Raw genomic sequence first — 16,512 nt, 5'->3', positions numbered from 1 at the left:
GCCCAAGGACGACGAACCCATGCTGCTCACCCGCCAGACGCTGCCGAAGACCATTCCCGACATCGCTGCGCTCGACGACATCCTGTGCCGGCCGAGCCAGGCGCTGATCGACGACCTCGAGAAGGTCGAGGGCGACATCATGATCCTCGGCGTCGCCGGCAAGATGGGCCCGACGCTGGCAGGACTTGCGAAGGCCGCCGCGCCCGATCGCCGTATCATCGGCGTCGCCCGCTTCAGCGACGCCGGCGTGAAGGACTGGCTGCACGCGCGCGGGATCGAGACGATCAACTGCGACCTGATGGACGAGAAGGCGATTGCGGCGCTGCCGAAGGCGCCGAACATCGTCTTCATGGCCGGCCGCAAGTTCGGCGCCGAGGGCGATCTGTCGCTGACCTGGGCGATGAACGCGCATGTCCCGGCGCTGGTCGCGCAGGCCTTCCCCTCGTCCCGCATCGTGACGTTCTCCACCGGCTGCATCTATCCGTTCGTTCCCGTCGACGGCAAAGGCTCGAGCGAGGACATGGCGCCGAACCCGCCCGGCGAATACGCCCAGTCCTGCGTCGGCCGCGAGCGCATGTTCGAATATTTCTCGCGCAAGTTCGGCACGCCGGGGCGGCTGTTCCGCCTCAACTACGCGATCGACATGCGCTATGGCGTGCTGCACGACATCGCGACGAAAGTGCTGACGGGCACGCCGATCGACGTCAGCCTCGGCCATGTCAATTTCATCTGGCAGGGCGATGCGTCCTCCCAGGCGCTGCGCTGCCTCGCGCATTGCACGACGCCGACCTCGCCGATCAATGTCAGCGGCCATGAGATCCTGGCCGTCCGCGACCTCGCGCAAAGATTCGGCGCAAGGTTCGGCCGCGCGCCGGTGCTGACGGGCAAGGAAGAGCCGACCGCCTGGCTGACCGACACGTCGAAGGCGGTCGAACTGTTCGGCCTGCCCGTCGTTGACACCGAGCAACTGATCGCCTGGACCGCGGATTGGGTCTCTCGCGCCATGCCGAGCCTCGGCAAGCCCACCAAATACGAGGTGCGCGATGGTCGTTACTGACGGGCCGCGCATCGTCCGGCTCGGCGTCGAGGACGCCGCGGCGGGCCTTGTGCTCTCGACCGAAGCGCACTGGAACCAGACGGTCGAGGACTGGCGCTTCTTCCTGAGCGAAGGCTTCGTGTTCGGCATCCGCGACGGCGCACGGCTGGTCGCAAGCGCGGCCCTGCTGCCCTATTCCGGCAACAATGCGTGGATCAGCATGGTGCTGGTGACGGAAAGCCATCGCCGCCGCGGCCTTGCCACGCAGCTCGTCGATGCCTGTCTCGATACGGCGCGCAAGAGCGGGCTGACGTGCTGGCTCGATGCGACGCCCGACGGCGCCAAGGTCTACGGCCCGCTCGGCTTCACCCCGACTTCGCAATTGCGCCGGCTGAAGCTGGTGAAATCCACCCCCGCGTTCGGGCAAGCTCCCTCAACCGCAACGCTCGACGCGCTTCGCGGTCGGGACCAGCGCGCCACCGGCCTCGACCGCAGCGCCCTGCTCTCCGCCTTCGCGTGGCGGCCTGGCTCGCGCATCGTCTCCGCGAACGGCGCCATCGCGCTGGTGCGGGACGGCCGAGCCGCGTGCCATATCGGCCCGTTGTTCGCGGATCACACCGCAGCCGCGCTGACCCTGGTTAACGCGATCGCACAGTCGCAGGACGGACCGCTCCTGCTCGACGCCGTCGCGTCGCAAGCCGCGTTCCTGGACGGATTGACAGCGTCCGGCTGGACCATTGAACGCCCGTTCCAGCGGATGCGTCTCGGCCCCGTCACCGCCATGGCCGAGGAAATGCCGTTCGCCGTCGCAGGCCCCGAATTCGGATAGGACATCATGCACCACAGCCAGATCAACAGCGAGATCCGCAAGCTGATCGCCGACGGCACCGTGCTGCCGGCGCATCCCCTCGCGCTCACCGCCGAGCGACAGCTCGACAAGACGCATCAGCGTGCGCTGACGCGCTATTACATCGACGCCGGCTCGGGCGGCCTTGCCGTCGGTGTGCACACCACGCAGTTCGCGATCCGGGACGTCGGCCTCTACCGCCCCGTGCTCGAGCTCGCCGCCGAGACCGCGGCGAACTGGACCAGGCGGCCGCTGGCGCTGGTCGCAGGCCTCGCCGGGCCAACCAGCCAGGCGACCGCCGAGGCCCGCACCGCGCGCGACATCGGCTACCATGCGGGCCTGCTCAGCCTCGCCGCGATGAAGAGCGCCTCCGAAGACGAGATCATCGCGCATTGCACCGCCGTGGCCGCCGAGATTCCGCTGGTTGGCTTCTACCTTCAGCCTGCCGTCGGCGGCGTCGTCCTGTCGAGCCGGTTCTGGCAGCGCTTCGCCTCGATCGACAACGTCATTGCGATCAAGATCGCACCGTTCAACCGCTACCGCACCCTCGATGTTCTGCGCGGCGTCGCGGCCGCCGGCGCGCTCGACCGCGTCGCGCTCTACACCGGCAATGACGACCATATCCTGCTCGACCTGACGCTGCCGTTCGATCTCCGCGACAAGGGCGTCACCACGCGGACCTATTTCAAGGGCGGTCTGCTCGGCCACTGGTCGGTCTGGACCGCGAGCGCGATCAAGCAGTTCGAACGCTGCAAGGCCGCGCGGCACAAGGACAGCATTCCGGCCGACCTGCTCGCGCTCGATGCCCGCGTCACCGATTGCAACAGCGCCTTCTTCGATGTCGCCAACAATTTTCACGGCTGCATCGCCGGCTGCCATGAAGTGCTGCGGCGCCAGGGCCTGATGAAGGGCCTGTGGTGCCTTGATCCCGACGAGGGCCTCAGCCCCGGACAGAAGGAGGAGATCGATCGCGTCACGCGCGAGCACGCCGACCTCAGCGACGATGCCTTCGTCGCCGCAAACCTGGACAAATGGCTGGCATGAGCTCGGCCCCCTTCATCAGCCTGCAAGGCGTCCGAAAGGTCTATCGCAGCGGCGGCACCGAGTTTCTGGCGGTGTCCGACGTCACCATGGACGTGCAGGAAGGTGAGCTCGTCTCGCTGGTCGGCCCGTCCGGCTGCGGCAAGACCACCGTGATGAAGATCCTGGCAGGCCTGCATGACGCCGACGGCGGCACCGTGAAAATCGGCAATGCCAGGAGCCCGTTCGATCCGAGCCGCGACATCGGCATGGTGTTCCAGCAGGCGCTGCTGCTGAAATGGCGCACCATCCTGGACAACGTGCTGCTGCCGGCCGAGATCGTCGGCCTGCCGATGAAGGCCGCGCGCGCGCGGGCGCGCGACCTGCTCAACCTCGTCGGGCTCGCCGGCTACGAGCAGAAATATCCGCAACAATTGTCCGGCGGCATGCAGCAGCGCACGGCGATCGCGCGCGCCTTCATCCACGATCCGAAACTGATCCTGATGGACGAGCCGTTCGGTGCGCTGGACGCGCTGACACGCGAGCAGATGAATCTGGAGATGCTGCGGATCTGGCGGGAGAGCGGCAAGACCATCATCTTCGTCACCCACTCGATCCAGGAAGCCGTGTTCCTGTCCTCGCATTGCGCCGTGCTGACGGCGGGCCCGGCGAAGATGGCCGACTATTTCACGATCGACCTGCCCTTCCCGCGCGACCTTCCGCTCAAGACGACCGATGCGTTCGGCGCCTATGCGCGAAGGATCTATGCGAAGCTCGGGTTGGGGACGGCGTAAACAGCCGGTCCGCTGTCATTCCGGGGCGCGACGAAGTCGCGAACCCGGAATCCATTGGGCAGCAAAACACGCGATGAAATGGATTCCGGGCTCGCGCCAAGCGGCGCGCCCCGGAATGACGGTGCGCGGCGTGAACACCGCGCCCCTCACGTCAGCTCTTGTTGCGCATCTTGCTGAGCAGGTAATTGTCGTAGAAGTTCTCCGCGATCTGCGTGTAGAAGAGCAGCTCCTTCATATACGCGTCGTGGCTTTCCTTGGTCCGCTTGAACAGGTCGCTCTTGGCGGCGAGCTCGTTCAGATGGTCCTGGGTCGCGTTGTAGCAGGCCTCCAGCACCGGCTGCGGGAACGCTTTCAGCTCAGTGCCGCTCGCGATCAGCCGCTTCAGCGCGGCCGGGTTCACGCTGTCGTATTTCTCGAGCATCCAGGCACCGGCCGCCGCGCCCGCCTGGTTGACGATCGCCTGGTATTGCTTGGGCAGCGAATTCCACTTCTCGTCGTTGACGATCATGTGCAGCATGGCACCGCCTTCCCACCAGCCGGGGAAGTAATAATATTTGGCGACCTTGTAGAAGCCGAGCTTCTCGTCGTCATAGGGACCGACGAACTCGACCGCGTCGATCGTGCCCTTCTCCAGCGCGGGATAGATATCGCCGCCCGCGATCTGCTGCGGGACGACCCCGAGCTTTGCCAGCACGTGGCCGCCCATGCCGGCAATGCGGAATTTGAGACCCTTGAGATCGTCGACGGTCTTGATCTCCTTGCGGAACCAGCCGCCCATCTGGGTGCCGGAATTGCCGCAGAGGATGGCATGCGCCTTGAAGGGTTTGAGCGCCTCGTTGGTGAGATCAGCGCCGCCGCCGAAGTGCCACCACGATTCCTGATGGCGATGGTTCATGCCGAACGGCGCGCCGGTCGCATAGGCCAGCGCCGGCTCCTTGCCGATGTAGAAATAGAGCGGGGTCTGCGCCATCTCCACCGATGCGGTGCTGACGGCATCGAGCGCCTGGAGGCCTGGAACGATCTCGCCGGCCGCAAAGGTCTGGATCTGGAATTTGTTGTCGGTGGCCTCAGCGACGTATTTCGCAAAGGTCTGCGCCGTGCCGTAGATGGTGTCGAGCGACTTCGGGAAGCTCGAGGTCAGGCGCCACTTGATCTCGGGCGCGCTCTGCGCGATCGCGGGTGCAGCAACCAGCGTCGTCGCGCCGGCGACTGCGCCGCCCTTGAGGAATGTTCGGCGTTTCATGATGTGGACTCTCCCTGGAAGTAGATTTCGAACATATGGGCTTTGTGGCGATGGTCTTCGCGGACCGTTTGCCCGTTCCTATAGCGGAGTTCAAGTTGCGAGGAGAAGGCCTGTACGGAGCTCTCAGAGCAGCTTGGCGCTGACGAACAGCGCGCGCACGGCGTTGGTCGCCTGCACCGCCAGCATGGCGTTACCGGCGGCGCCTTCCAGGGCCGCGACTGCGTCCTCGTGCAGGGAGCGAAATTCCATCCACTCGACCGACTTGAAGTTGGTGAGGAATTGATAGGCCTGACCGACGGTCGCGATCGCCAACGTGTCACCGTTCAGCTTGATCTTGAACGTCGTGCGCAGCGGGGTTTCGGAACTTGATGGATCGCTCATGGGCTGCTTCTGGACGAGGACGGCTTAACGAAGGGGAAACGGCAGCCCCCGCCGTCGCAGGCAAGGTCAGGAATTGGTGCTCGCGCGCTGCGAAGCGGTGGCCGTCCCGCGCAGGCTCGGCACCACGACCAGGCGGTTGAACTCGCCATTGTCGTAGGCCTTCAGGAAACGGTCATAGTCCTTGATCGAGACGCAACCGTTGGAATCGCCGCGCGGCCCGAGCAAGTAGTTATGCGTGAGCAGACCGACGCGGCCAAGCGCACTGGTGCCCTCAGTCGGCGTCATGCGCAGTGCCCGGACACCGTGGAACGGCTTTTCGCGCGGCTTGAGGTCGTAGGTCGCCGGCGGCGTCGCGCCGACCATCCGCCGGTCGACGTGGTCGGGGTTGTCCATCAGCGCGCCCAGGCCGGAATGCGCTTCCAGCGCCACGCCGCTCGGCAGATAGACCGCCTTGGCCGAGATGTCATAGACCGCGGTCCGCGAATCATAGCCGAGCGCGGCGAGATCCGGCGCCTTGGTCAGCAGCCCGCTATCCGGCGTCAACGAAGCCAGCTTGATCTTGTCGGTGAATCTTTCGAAGAAGTTGCGGTTGTCGGCCCTGGAACCGGTATCGGCATAGGCCTGGCTGGAGGCGATCTGGGCGGCCAGATCCGCCTGGACCGGACGCGAGCGCGGCATCGGGATGGCGTCGGCGCGCTGCGAGGGCCTCGCCTCTTCGGCTGCAGACTGTTCGTCCTCGGTCAGCATCGAGCGCCAGTCGTCGCCCTGGAGCTTCTGGGCGAGCATCGCCTTGGCATCTCGCAGCTTGAGCTGGACCGCATTCACCGCGGAGCGCTCGAACGCCCGCAGGCCGAACTCGCGGGCCGGCGGGCTGCCGGAGGCCGACGCGAAACGGTCTTCGAACGAAGGGGCATTGGCCGGCGGCAACGCGGCCGAGACCAGCGGGGTCGAATCGCCCATATCGGAAACCCACGCGGCGACGCCAAGCGCCAGCGCGAGCGCTGCCACAGACAGTAAAATCGTCTCGGCCCGCCCGACACGGCGGCGCGACAACAGCCTCTCGGCGTTTGCTGCGTCGGAAACCATCAGATCCCCAAAATCGACCCCGGGGGTGCCCACCCCCACCCGGAGACTCTATACCAGCTACCACATTGGGAGCCAAAAGTTAGGCATAATCGCGGCCGGAAAGCCTCCCAAAAGTATCCAATGACCGACCCATTCGATCTCAACCGCTTTGTCCGTGCCCAGGACCCGGTCTATCGCGACGTCCAGGCCGAGCTGGCCCGGGGCCGAAAGCAGACTCACTGGATGTGGTTCGTCTTCCCGCAGGTCGCAGGTCTCGGCTTCAGCGCCATGTCGCAGCGCTACGCCATCGAGTCCCGCGCGGAGGCCGAGGCCTATCTCGCCCATCCCGTCCTCGGGGCGCGCCTGATCGAATGCACGAGGCTCGTGCTCGCCGTCAAGGGCCGGACCATCAACGCGATTCTCGGCGCACCCGATGACGCCAAATTCCGCTCGTCGATGACGCTGTTCGGCGCGGTGTCCGACGAGCCCGTCTTCGATCAGGCGATTGCTCGATACTTTGCAGGCGAACGCGACGGCGCCACGCTGGAGATCCTGTCGAGGCTCGACCGCACATCCGGCTGAGTTGGCGGGACCGGCAGCGTAAACCCGCGATTAACACGGACCTCCTATTCTCAGGAGAATATCCTTCTCCCCGCGCCCATTGCCGGACAGATCATGAAAATCGGTACGCTCCTGACCACCGCCATCGTCTCGCTCTCGACCGTCGGCGGCGGCCTCGCCGTCTACGTCGCCGTGACGAAGTACCAGACCATGGACAGGATCGGTGAGGCACAAGGCCGACTCGCAATCGTTCGCGCGGCCAGCGATATCCCGCGCTATCTCAACCCCGAGCGCGGCTTCGCCACCAACATCCTCTACGGACCGGCGACCGTCGACCCGGCGCAGCTCACCCAGCACGACAAGCTGCGCAAGGCGACCGATGGCGCCCGCGACAGGATGAACGCGCTGCGCAAGGAGTTGCCCGGCTCGTTCGACGACGGCAACGCCATCGGCGGCAGCATCGACGCCATCAACTCGAAGTTCACCGGACTACGCGAGGCGATCGACAAGGCCATCGCGGGGCCCGCGGACGCGCGCAAGGACGCGGCCCGCAAGGTCGTCGCCGACAATGCCGTGCTCAACGCCGGCGTCACGGCGCTGCTGAACGAGCAGGTTCGCCGCATGGCGATTCTCAATGGCGATGCCTACCGCCAGGCCAATTACGCCAACATCGCCATGACGCTGCGCGACATCGGCGGCCTCAATGCAAGCGTGCACAAGAACCTCGTTGGCGGCAAGAAGGTCGCGACCGAGGCCGAGAAGGCCGACGTCGCCCGCATGCAGGGCCGCAGCGACCAGATCGTGATGTCGCTGATGGAGTTGCACGGCAATCCGGCGACACCCGCCAATGTCGGCGCCGCACTGGAGACGATGAATTCGCGCTACGTCGAGGAATTCGGCCGCGAGCTCAAGCTGGTCAAGGACGGTGCCGTCAGCGGCAAGTATGAGCACGACGTCGACACCTATTACGCGGCGTCGCAAAAGGGTCTCGGCTCCATCATCGGCGTTCGCGATGCGCTCTATGACAACGCCGAGCATATCCTCGCCGACGCTTCCTCTGCCGCGCGCACCAGCTTCATCATCGCGCTCGTCGGCCTCCTCGCCGTGCTGATGGCTAGCGCCGGCCTGATCGTGATGGTCCGCCGCCGCGTCTGCGCCCCGATCGTCGGCCTGACGAGCCGGATGTCGCGCCTGGCCGACGGTGACCTTGCCGAAGAGATCCCCGGCGCCGAGCGCTCCGACGAGATCGGCGCGATGGCGGCGGCGGTTCAGGTCTTCAAGGACAACATGATCCGGGCCGACCGGCTCGCCGCCGAGAAGCAGGCCGAGAACGACGGCAAGATGCGCCGCGCGCAGGCGCTCGACAATCTCACCCGCGCCTTCGAGGCCAAGGTCACCGAGCTCGTCGGCGGCCTGTCGCGGGCGTCCGCGACCATGGAAAGCACCGCACAGTCGATGACCTCGACGGCGGCACAGACCAACAGCCAGGCCGCGGTGGTCGCCGCCGCCTCCGAACAGACCTCGACCAACGTACAGACCGTCGCCAGCGCCACCGAAGAGCTGACCTCCTCGATCGCGGAGATCGGCCGGCAGGTCGCCCAAAGCACCGAGATCGCGGCCCGCGCCGTCGACAACGCCCGCCGCACCGGCGACACCGCCCGCACACTCGCCGAGGGCGCGCAGAAGATCGGCGACGTCGTCACGCTGATCCAGAGCATCGCCGAGCAGACCAACCTGCTCGCGCTGAACGCGACCATCGAGGCCGCCCGCGCCGGCGATGCCGGCCGCGGCTTTGCCGTGGTCGCTTCCGAAGTGAAGTCGCTGGCCGGCCAGACCGCCAAGGCCACCACCGAGATCTCCGAGCAGATCACGGCGATCCAGACCGCAAGCGACGAGACCGTGGCCGCCATCCGCAACGTTGCCGACGTCATCGCCGAGATCGACCAGATCGGCACCGCGATCGCCGCCGCGATCGAGGAACAGGGCTCGGCCACCAAGGAAATCGCCCGCAGCGTCCAGGAGGCCGCCCGCGGCACCCAGGAGGTCAACAGCAACATCTCCGGCGTGCAGCGCGCCGCCGACGACACGGGAGCTGCCGCAAGGGAGGTGCTGGGCGCTGCCGAGCAGCTCTCGACGCAGTCGCGCGATCTCGCCGGACAGTTCGACCGCTTCCTCGGCGAGGTCAGGGCCGCTTAAAGCATGATCCGGAAAAGTGCGCAGCGGTTTTCCGAAAAGATCGTGCTTGAACAACAACCTAAAGCGCGATGACGGTTCATCCTGGTCGCATCGCGCTTTAGTAAGGCGGCGCCTTCCGCGCCCGCTGCGCTTTCGCCGCCTCGATCCACCACAAGAGATCGTCGGCAAAGCGCGGGAACGAGCGTTCCAGCGCCTTGCCGCCCTCTCCGATCGGCTCTGCATCTGCCGACAATGTCTGCGCGATCGGGCCGACGCCGATGGTGCTCGACACCACCACCATGCCCATTTCCGACAGCGTGCCGTGCCAGGCCGTCGCGGCGCGCGCGCCGGACAGTCGGCCGGCGGAATAGCTCACGATCGCGGCCGGACGCCAGAACCATTCTTCGAGGAAGTGGTCGGTGAGATTCTTCAGGCCGGGCTGGATGCCCCAATTGTACTCGCCGGTGACGAAGACGAAGCCGTCCGCGTCCCGGATCTGCCCGGCCAGCTTCTCCAGCGCCTCGGGCGCCGCGCCCTTGGGATGTTCCTTGTACATACGGTCGAGCATCGGCAGGCCGATCGCCTTGGCGTCGATGAATTCGACCTCCTCGCCGCGGCCGCGCAGCCGATCGATGACGAAATTCGCAAGGCGGATGCCCATGCGGTCGGAACGGTAGGAACCGTAGAGAACGAGAATGCGATTGCTCATGGCCGGACGGTAGCACGAAACCGGTGTCCGTCCCTACCCGATTTGGCGAACTATTGGCCGCGACCGCGGCCCAGCGTTTGCGACGGCGACTCGCCGAACTGGTCGCGGTAGCTTCTGGAGAAATCGCTGAGGTGCCAGAAGCCGAACGCCAGCGCGACCGCCTTGACGCTATCGGCCCCGGCGAGAAGCCGCCGCCGCACCAGCCACAGCCGGCGCAGGCGCAAATAGCGATGCAGACTCATGCCCCGATAGCGGCGGACGACGTCGTGCATGGTGCGAACGGACAGCCCGAGCTTGCGCGCGATCTCATCGCTGTAAATCGGCTGCGACAAATCCTCGGAAAGTAGCGCGCGGATGTCCTGGAACGTCCTGAAATTCCGCCCGTCGTTGGGGCCGAGGGTCCAGCGGGACGAAACGACGCTTTCGAAGGCATCGTCGACGGCTCCGAGCAGGGTCTCCTTCATCGCCGCACTCTTCAATGAAAGCTCCGGTGCCGCGACCGGGTCGGACGCCTCGGCCAGCACCTCACGAACCACGGTGCGCAGCCGGTGCAAGCCGGCCGCGGAGACTTCAAAAATCTTGAAGCTCGAGAGCGTGGGCGGCCAGCCTCGATCCTGCACCTCCGGTCTGAAAACCACTGAGGCGATTTGTCGCTGCACCTCCTCAACGGTGGTGTAGGCCGCGCCGCCGCTGCCAATGACCACGACCGGCCGGGCGCGTTGCGAGCCATTGAAGCGAACGGGTACGTTGAGGTCGTCCATCGTGAAGCCGATCGCCGTGCAATTCCCGACGAGCTGTGCATCAACCACCCGCGGAAACGCGTGCGTCAAATTCACGTCGCAGCCGGGCAACGACAGGATCGTCTGCTCAGCCGAAATCTTCCGTACGAAAGGCGTGAATTCGAAATTCAGCCCGCGTATGGCACTTCGAAATTCGTCGACGTCTGAAAAGCGAAATGTCTTGAGTGCCGATTTCGGCACATCGTCATTGCTGTTCATGAAAATAAAAAACGCAAGGTCGTGTCGACGTGCGTCCGGCCGCGATGCCGGTTCGTCTCCCCCCTCGTTTTTCCGTTACCCTGAAAGGATCAATCTTAACGTGTCCTGACCAATTGGCGAGGAGCTAATTGGAAGGAACAAGCCAGGGACGTCCCCTCTCGCCAAATTTCGATAGCGTTTCCCGCACAGCCGCTGGTGCTGGAATACCCGACCCTCGATATCCAAAATTCAAAATTAACGACTTTGAGGCGCAATAGCTCTCGTTTGATCGTCAAAGTTATTTCGAATTTCAGGCCCCTGCCATGACGGCAAATTCGCCTGCTGATGTTCTGGTCGAGTTGGAGGACGCGGTCGCAACGTGTCCGCTGGACCGCTGCGCACGCGTTCTTTCCGGCATCATGCAGCTGCTCACCAGCAGCCGCGACCGGCCTCAGGAATTGCTCGCTAGTGTGGTCGACGGCGTTCTGCTGCGGCTGACGGAGCGGGTTGAGGCCAGTGCGTTGATCGAGCTCAGCACGGCACTCGCCGAGCTCGCGGTGGCCCCGCCGAAGACCGTGCGGCGTCTCGCCTCACACCACGATCCGGAGGTGGCGTGCCCCGTCTTGCTGAGATCGCAGTCACTGTCCACGGCCGATCTCAAGTCGATCGCGGCATCGAGCGGCGAACGGCAGCAACGCGCGATCGCAGCCCGCGCGCCGATCGATCCGCCGGTGATCGAGACGCTGATCGAAGGCGGCTTCCGCAGCGTTTGTATTGCGCTGATCGCCAATACGGAGGCACGATTCTCTGACGCCGCCTACGCCGCGCTGGTCGGGAAGTGCCTGACGGATGATGAGCTCACGAAGGCGCTGGCCCTCAGGCCGGACACGCCCGACACGGTCATGCGGAAGTTGCTGTCGACCTCACCGGCCCCGACATCCGGCACAGGACCGAAGGCGACCGTCTCGCTTCAAGCAGTAGCGGCCGCCCCGATCGTCCCCAAGCTGCCCTGCGCGGCCGCCTATGCAAGCGCGCGGCCGGAGATCGTCGCGCTCAACCGCATCGGCAAGCTCAACGATTCCACGGTGAACCGCTTCGCCATCCGCGGCGAGACCGCCAACCTCGTCACGGCCCTATCGGTGCTTTCGGGGGCTCCCATCGAAATCGTCGAGCATGTCATGACCGACGACGATTGCGAGGGTCTCGTGATGGCCTGCCGTGCCTCGCGGCTGAACTGGCAGACCACGTTGGCCATCTTGGGCAATCGCTGCGGCAGAAGGCTTTCCTTCGCCGAGCGCGAACGCGCGCAGCACATTTTCGAGACACTGCTTCTGTCCACCAGCCAGTGGACGGTGCGTTGGGGGGAAATTGCCGCGAACGCCACGGAGAGCAGTCGGGAACATCGCGGCGCAAAGATGGGGATTAGCCGATGAAATTCGACGGTCGCAAAGCCTCTCGCGTGAAAATGGACCACAGGCAGCCGGTCAACCTCATGGGGTCGGACGGCACCTGGCGACGCCGTTGCGTATTGCTGGACGTGTCGCAAAGCGGCGCCAAGATCGAGGTCGAGGGCACGCTCGACGTGCTCCAGGCCAAGGAGTTCTTCATGCTGCTGTCGTCGACCGGCCTCGCCTACCGGCGCTGCGAACTGGTCTGGATCGACGGCACCACGGCTGGAGTCCACTTCGTTACGGCTGACGGCAAGAAGAAACCTGCAGGCGCACCAGCGCCTGCGCAGACCGCGGCTCAGAGCAAATAGATTCGAACATTCCACCTACTGTTTGACATTCATACAGTCGAAAAGTGCAGGTCAGATCGTGCAGCACGCGCCAACCAGATCCGGCCCGGTCAATGGTGAGGGCGGCATCCGTCAGACGCGAACGGATCGCCCCTTCCTGCACGTGCTGGCCGACACGTCCGACAAGCTCTCAGGCGTCTGCGCGATCCTCGAAGAGAAATTCACCATTGCTGGCGAGCGGCTCGATGCCGATTCCAGGCTGTCGCAGACGCCGGCCGCCATCGTCATCCGCGCGGAGCTGCGCGACGTCGACAATATCGCCGCGATCAAGAAGCGGGCCGGCAAGCTGGCGAAGGCCAGGAAGCGCATTTTCCTGCTCGAGCACGCCTCCCACGTCTGCATCTCGCAGGCCTACGCGCTCGGGGCGACGCTGGTCCTGCCCGGCACGGTCAGCCGGACCAGGCTGCTGGCGGCGCTGGCCGATCCGGCCGACGGGGTATCCGCTTCGTCAGGCGACACGCTGCAACCGGACAACGCCGTCGAGACCGCGGCGACCGCGATCGCATCGATGTTCACGGCTGTGACCCTGGGCCAACCACTTGACATCGACGGCACCAAGGAAGCCGGTCGCCAGATTGCCGAGCGTATCACCCAGCATGGCCTGACGGAGTGGCTCATGACGGTGCGGCGCCATCACGAAGGAACCTATCAGCATTGCCTGCTCGTGACCGGCGTTGCCATCGACTTCGGACTGAGCCTCGGCGTCGGCAGGGCCGACCTGGAACGTCTCTACTCGGCTGCCATGTTCCACGACATCGGCAAGGCGCAGATTCCGCTCGCCATCCTCGACAAGCCGGGCCGCCTCGATGCCGCCGAACGCGCACTGATCGAAACGCATCCGGCCGCCGGCTACGAATTTCTGAAGGGGCAGGACGGAATCTCGCCGGAAATACTCGATGCCGTTCGCCATCATCACGAGTACCTCGACGGAAGTGGCTATCCCGATGCGCTCTGCGCCGAGAGCATTGGCGACATCGTACGGATTCTAACGATCTCCGACATTTTCGCAGCGCTGATCGAGCACCGGCACTACAAGCCGACCATGCCGCGCGCGGAGGCCTACAACATTCTGTGCGGGATGAATGGGAAGCTGGAAAAAGCGCTGCTCCACTCATTCAAGCAGGTCGCGCTCACGCGGTGAGCGCGGTAGACACGCCTCGAACGCGGCCTAATGGGTGGCGCGGTAGCTGGCGCGGCGCGGGATGGACCGGCAGGCCAGCCCCTCTGCCAGCAGCTTCATGTCCTCGTGCCGGCCGCTGCGAATCAGCCGGCCGAACTCTTCGGGTGTGAAAGGAAGACTTGGATCGTCATCGATCGTGTGCCGCAGTCGCGGACCGAAGAACCGTCGAACCAGGCTAGCCAGCCGCCGCATATCAATTCCCTCGCGCCAGCAACAAACCTATCAGTCCGCGTATTGTTCCTCCTGCACCTTGGAGATTGCAAGAGGCCGCCCAGGACTCCGCAGCAAAAATTTCCGCCAGAGAATAATCTCCTCTTTGCCGCGTTAATCGGCAAAACCCACGTAACGCACGAACTCGTCGTTGTGCTCGCGGTCCGAGCGAACGGCATTCGCGGCAAAGCCATCGTCGGGATAGCCCATCGCGACGCAGGTCATGATGACCTCATTCTCCGGAATCCTGGCGACCGCGCGCACGATGTCGGAACGCATGATGCCCTGTCCGTTGATCACGGAGCCGAGGCCGCGGTCCCACGCCGCGAGCACGATGCCGTAGCAGAGCGCGCCGAGATCGAAGTGGCAGACCGCGCCGGGATCGAGGACACGGTCGTAAGTCAGCACAAGCGAGACCGGCGCGTCGAACTGGCGGAAGCCGCGCAGTACCCAGTCCTGCCGCATCGGCTTGTCGTCGCGCGCAATTCCCATCGCGCCGAACAGCTTCTTGGCGATGTCGACCTGCCGCGTGCGGTGCACACCCTGGTACTCGCCGTGGCTGACGATGTCGCGCTTGACCGTGGCGCCGCTGGCCATCTCCTCCATGTTGCGGCGGCGCACCTCTTCCAGAGGCGTGCCGGTGAGCACGTGGACATGCCAGGGCTGGGTGTTCATCGACGACGGCGCGCGCTTGGCGCTTTCGATGATCGCCTCGATCACCGCGCGCGGCACCGGCTCGTTCCTGAAGCCGCGCACGCTGCGGCGCGACTGGACCAGCGTTTCGAATTCCACCTCGTGAACCTCCCTGCCTTGTTCGTCCCGCCCACATTGCAACGCGGTGCCAGTTGCCGACGCGGCGCGCAAAACCTATGCTCACGACCAAGCAAGACCAAGAACCCTGTGTGGACCCGCCACACCCAGTGAGGACTCAAATGGCCGCGCCGCTCGATCCCGTCATCGCCCAGATCATTCCGCTCATGCCGATGCGCGATCCCACCACGATGACGCCACAGAGCGCCCGCGATTCCTTGCGCGCACTGGCTGCCGCGCGCGCGGCCATACCGCCCCCGTCTGTCGATACCGTGCAGGACATCAAGGTGAAAGGCGGCGCCGGGCCGCTCGATGCACGTATTTATCGGGTCGGCACCACGCCGGCACCGACCGTGGTGTTCTTCCACGGCGGCGGCTGGGTCGCGGGCGACATCGAGACCCACGACCGGCAGGCGCGCAACCTTGCGATCGAGACCGGCGCGGTGGTCGTCTCCGTCGATTATCGCCGTCCGCCCGAGACGCGCTTTCCCGGTGCGTTCGAGGATGCCTTTGCCGCCGTGAGCGACGTGTTTGGCCGCGTCGCGGAATTTGGCGGCGATGCAAACCGCTTCGGCGTTGCCGGCGACAGCGCCGGAGGCAATCTCGCAGCGACCACCGCGATCGCCTGCCGCGACGCCGGCATCAAGCTCGCCGCGCAATTGCTGGTCTATCCCGTGACCGACGTCCTCGGCGCTTACGCCGATGCGGACGAGAACGCGCGCTTTCCGTCCCGCGCCGAGAATGCCGAAGGCTACTTCCTCACGCGCGCCACGATGGAATGGTTTTGCGGCCACTATCTTGCCGATCCCGGCCATGCCACGGACTGGCGTGTCTCGCCGCTGCGCGCGGCATCCCTTGCCGGCGTCGCCCCCGCGATCGTGACCACCGCCTGGTTCGATCCCCTCCGCGACGAGGGCGCGGCCTATGCGCGCGCGCTGGAAGCGGCCGGCGTGCGGGTCAAGCATCATGAGGGCCCCGGCCTGATCCACGGCTATTTCGGCATGGGCGATGCCTCCGAGGCCGCACGCGCCGAGGCGCAGCGCGCACGCGCGGACTTCAAGGCGCTGCTCGCGCGGGGTGCCTGAAGTCGGTCAGATGCTCCGCGCACGCTGCGCCGCGGTGTGCCCCCACGTCTCGTCCCAGTCCTGACCGGAGGCGTCGACGACGCGGCCGTCGGCTTCGAAGAACTTGTTCGGCACCTGGAAGATCGCGAGGATCAAGGCGCCGTCCGGACACCACGCAGCATGCCGGCTGCCCGCCTCGCGCCAGATGAATTCGCCGGCCTTGCAAGCGATGTTCTTGGCCGGGCCCTCCTTGTCGACAAGCGCGCCTTCGATGACCCAACTCTGCTCGATGCCGACATGCTCGTGATCGGGCAGCACCGATCCCGGCGCAAAGCGCATCAGGGCGGTCATCAGGCCCGTGCGGCGATCGAACAGCAGCGTCTTGGCCTCGCACCCCGCAAAGCGGGTCTTCTGCCAGTCCATGTCCTGGGGCCGAACCAGGTGGGAATGCCGATCGGCGGATCGTTCGCCCTGCGGGATCGTGGCGTCCATGACGATGCTCCTCCATCTCAACTGCCTGAAGCTAGCAGGATGGCGCGGCCGGGTCAGCGAGCGGTGCAACAGACGAAGACAGTTACCGATCGCGCGCAAAAACCGCCAGGGAGACGGCGATCGGTGCTCATCCTGCTTGATTGCGCCACG

General features: G+C 65.3%; 18 protein-coding genes. 10 read left to right on the top strand and 8 right to left on the bottom strand.

Annotated elements, in window-relative coordinates:
• The first annotated feature begins 19 nt into the window (after positions 1-19).
• Genes ACSHT2_RS01410 through ACSHT2_RS01395 form a run of 4 tightly spaced genes read left to right on the top strand, consistent with a single transcriptional unit; the run spans position 20 to position 3,697 of the window.
• A complete protein-coding gene (locus ACSHT2_RS01410) occupies positions 20-1,057 on the top strand; it encodes an NAD-dependent epimerase/dehydratase family protein (RefSeq protein ID WP_440640058.1) in 1,038 nt (345 codons plus the stop codon).
• Positions 1,044-1,865, top strand: a complete 822-nt coding sequence (locus ACSHT2_RS01405) for a GNAT family N-acetyltransferase (protein WP_440640057.1) — start codon at positions 1,044-1,046, stop codon at positions 1,863-1,865. The genes ACSHT2_RS01410 and ACSHT2_RS01405 overlap by 14 nt, the downstream gene beginning before the upstream one ends.
• A 6-nt stretch (positions 1,866-1,871) precedes the next feature.
• Positions 1,872-2,927, top strand: coding sequence for a dihydrodipicolinate synthase family protein (locus ACSHT2_RS01400; RefSeq protein ID WP_440640056.1), 1,056 nt, complete (start codon positions 1,872-1,874; stop codon positions 2,925-2,927).
• Positions 2,915-3,697: an ABC transporter ATP-binding protein gene (locus tag ACSHT2_RS01395; protein ID WP_440640055.1), complete on the top strand. Its 783-nt coding sequence runs from the start codon at positions 2,915-2,917 to the stop codon at positions 3,695-3,697. Before ACSHT2_RS01400 ends, ACSHT2_RS01395 begins: the two co-directional genes overlap by 13 nt.
• Before the next feature lie 151 nt (positions 3,698-3,848).
• On the opposite strand, the gene ACSHT2_RS01390 is transcribed toward ACSHT2_RS01395, so the two are convergent.
• From ACSHT2_RS01390 to ACSHT2_RS01380, 3 genes are all read right to left on the bottom strand, one after another.
• The gene (locus ACSHT2_RS01390; protein WP_440640054.1) at positions 3,849-4,940 is read right to left on the bottom strand and encodes a TRAP transporter substrate-binding protein; all 1,092 of its coding nucleotides are present in this window, start codon (positions 4,938-4,940) and stop codon (positions 3,849-3,851) included.
• Positions 4,941-5,063: 123 nt separating this feature from the next.
• Entirely contained in the window at positions 5,064-5,321 is a 258-nt protein-coding gene (locus ACSHT2_RS01385; protein ID WP_024338019.1) for a hypothetical protein, read from the bottom strand.
• 66 nt (positions 5,322-5,387) lie between these two features.
• Positions 5,388-6,407, bottom strand: a complete 1,020-nt coding sequence (locus ACSHT2_RS01380) for a DUF2778 domain-containing protein (protein ID WP_440640053.1) — start codon at positions 6,405-6,407, stop codon at positions 5,388-5,390.
• 120 nt (positions 6,408-6,527) lie between these two features.
• On the opposite strand from ACSHT2_RS01380, the gene ACSHT2_RS01375 reads away from it, so the two are divergent.
• Together ACSHT2_RS01375 and ACSHT2_RS01370 are read left to right on the top strand one after the other, a co-directional pair.
• Positions 6,528-6,968 (top strand): DUF1810 domain-containing protein, encoded by a 441-nt coding sequence (locus tag ACSHT2_RS01375; protein ID WP_440640052.1) that lies wholly within the window; start codon positions 6,528-6,530, stop codon positions 6,966-6,968.
• A 93-nt stretch (positions 6,969-7,061) separates the two neighbouring features.
• On the top strand, positions 7,062-9,143 hold the full coding sequence (locus ACSHT2_RS01370; protein ID WP_440640051.1) for a methyl-accepting chemotaxis protein: 2,082 nt from the start codon (positions 7,062-7,064) through the stop codon (positions 9,141-9,143).
• Between the two features lie 97 nt (positions 9,144-9,240).
• Here the strand turns inward: ACSHT2_RS01370 and ACSHT2_RS01365 are convergent, their stop codons facing one another.
• Both ACSHT2_RS01365 and ACSHT2_RS01360 read right to left on the bottom strand, forming a co-directional pair.
• Positions 9,241-9,831: an NADPH-dependent FMN reductase gene (locus tag ACSHT2_RS01365; protein WP_440640050.1), complete on the bottom strand. Its 591-nt coding sequence runs from the start codon at positions 9,829-9,831 to the stop codon at positions 9,241-9,243.
• Positions 9,832-9,881: 50 nt separating this feature from the next.
• Positions 9,882-10,829, bottom strand: a complete 948-nt coding sequence (locus ACSHT2_RS01360; RefSeq protein WP_440640049.1) for a helix-turn-helix domain-containing protein — start codon at positions 10,827-10,829, stop codon at positions 9,882-9,884.
• Between the two features lie 302 nt (positions 10,830-11,131).
• Between ACSHT2_RS01360 and ACSHT2_RS01355 the strand changes: the two genes are divergently transcribed.
• Genes ACSHT2_RS01355 through ACSHT2_RS01345 form a run of 3 tightly spaced genes read left to right on the top strand, consistent with a single transcriptional unit; the run spans position 11,132 to position 13,747 of the window.
• Positions 11,132-12,241: a DUF2336 domain-containing protein gene (locus tag ACSHT2_RS01355; protein WP_440640048.1), complete on the top strand. Its 1,110-nt coding sequence runs from the start codon at positions 11,132-11,134 to the stop codon at positions 12,239-12,241.
• Entirely contained in the window at positions 12,238-12,567 is a 330-nt protein-coding gene (locus tag ACSHT2_RS01350; protein WP_271530478.1) for a PilZ domain-containing protein, read from the top strand. The genes ACSHT2_RS01355 and ACSHT2_RS01350 overlap by 4 nt, the downstream gene beginning before the upstream one ends.
• Before the next feature lie 58 nt (positions 12,568-12,625).
• Entirely contained in the window at positions 12,626-13,747 is a 1,122-nt protein-coding gene (locus ACSHT2_RS01345) for an HD-GYP domain-containing protein (RefSeq protein WP_440640047.1), read from the top strand.
• Positions 13,748-13,774: 27 nt separating this feature from the next.
• Here the strand turns inward: ACSHT2_RS01345 and ACSHT2_RS01340 are convergent, their stop codons facing one another.
• Positions 13,775-13,978, bottom strand: a complete 204-nt coding sequence (locus ACSHT2_RS01340; RefSeq protein WP_100234549.1) for a hypothetical protein — start codon at positions 13,976-13,978, stop codon at positions 13,775-13,777.
• A 132-nt stretch (positions 13,979-14,110) separates the two neighbouring features.
• Positions 14,111-14,788 (bottom strand): nitroreductase, encoded by a 678-nt coding sequence (locus ACSHT2_RS01335; protein ID WP_440640046.1) that lies wholly within the window; start codon positions 14,786-14,788, stop codon positions 14,111-14,113.
• A gap of 140 nt (positions 14,789-14,928) precedes the next feature.
• On the opposite strand from ACSHT2_RS01335, the gene ACSHT2_RS01330 reads away from it, so the two are divergent.
• Positions 14,929-15,891, top strand: coding sequence for an alpha/beta hydrolase (locus ACSHT2_RS01330; protein WP_440640045.1), 963 nt, complete (start codon positions 14,929-14,931; stop codon positions 15,889-15,891).
• Positions 15,892-15,897: 6 nt separating this feature from the next.
• Here ACSHT2_RS01330 and ACSHT2_RS01325 read toward each other — a convergent pair whose 3' ends face one another.
• Positions 15,898-16,362 (bottom strand): cupin domain-containing protein, encoded by a 465-nt coding sequence (locus ACSHT2_RS01325; protein WP_440640044.1) that lies wholly within the window; start codon positions 16,360-16,362, stop codon positions 15,898-15,900.
• Between the last annotated feature and the right edge of the window lie 150 nt (positions 16,363-16,512).

It is taken from the genome of Bradyrhizobium sp. PUT101 (assembly GCF_052043945.1).
GTDB lineage: Bacteria > Pseudomonadota > Alphaproteobacteria > Rhizobiales > Xanthobacteraceae > Bradyrhizobium.
The sequence above is the reverse complement of the archived record's forward strand: the minus strand, read 5'-3'. Positions and strand labels throughout refer to the sequence as shown.

Bases quoted from the DNA above. Each gene is read 5' to 3' on its own strand.
- ACSHT2_RS01410 (WP_440640058.1), top strand. From the start codon at position 20: ATGCTGCTCACCCGCCAGACGCTGCCGAAGACCATTCCCGACATCGCT.
- ACSHT2_RS01405 (WP_440640057.1), top strand. From the start codon at position 1,044: ATGGTCGTTACTGACGGGCCGCGCATCGTCCGGCTCGGCGTCGAGGAC.
- ACSHT2_RS01400 (WP_440640056.1), top strand. From the start codon at position 1,872: ATGCACCACAGCCAGATCAACAGCGAGATCCGCAAGCTGATCGCCGAC.
- ACSHT2_RS01395 (WP_440640055.1), top strand. From the start codon at position 2,915: ATGGCTGGCATGAGCTCGGCCCCCTTCATCAGCCTGCAAGGCGTCCGA.
- ACSHT2_RS01390 (WP_440640054.1), bottom strand. From the start codon at position 4,940: ATGAAACGCCGAACATTCCTCAAGGGCGGCGCAGTCGCCGGCGCGACG.
- ACSHT2_RS01385 (WP_024338019.1), bottom strand. From the start codon at position 5,321: ATGAGCGATCCATCAAGTTCCGAAACCCCGCTGCGCACGACGTTCAAG.
- ACSHT2_RS01380 (WP_440640053.1), bottom strand. From the start codon at position 6,407: ATGGTTTCCGACGCAGCAAACGCCGAGAGGCTGTTGTCGCGCCGCCGT.
- ACSHT2_RS01375 (WP_440640052.1), top strand. From the start codon at position 6,528: ATGACCGACCCATTCGATCTCAACCGCTTTGTCCGTGCCCAGGACCCG.
- ACSHT2_RS01370 (WP_440640051.1), top strand. From the start codon at position 7,062: ATGAAAATCGGTACGCTCCTGACCACCGCCATCGTCTCGCTCTCGACC.
- ACSHT2_RS01365 (WP_440640050.1), bottom strand. From the start codon at position 9,831: ATGAGCAATCGCATTCTCGTTCTCTACGGTTCCTACCGTTCCGACCGC.
- ACSHT2_RS01360 (WP_440640049.1), bottom strand. From the start codon at position 10,829: ATGAACAGCAATGACGATGTGCCGAAATCGGCACTCAAGACATTTCGC.
- ACSHT2_RS01355 (WP_440640048.1), top strand. From the start codon at position 11,132: ATGACGGCAAATTCGCCTGCTGATGTTCTGGTCGAGTTGGAGGACGCG.
- ACSHT2_RS01350 (WP_271530478.1), top strand. From the start codon at position 12,238: ATGAAATTCGACGGTCGCAAAGCCTCTCGCGTGAAAATGGACCACAGG.
- ACSHT2_RS01340 (WP_100234549.1), bottom strand. From the start codon at position 13,978: ATGCGGCGGCTGGCTAGCCTGGTTCGACGGTTCTTCGGTCCGCGACTG.
- ACSHT2_RS01330 (WP_440640045.1), top strand. From the start codon at position 14,929: ATGGCCGCGCCGCTCGATCCCGTCATCGCCCAGATCATTCCGCTCATG.
- ACSHT2_RS01325 (WP_440640044.1), bottom strand. From the start codon at position 16,362: ATGGACGCCACGATCCCGCAGGGCGAACGATCCGCCGATCGGCATTCC.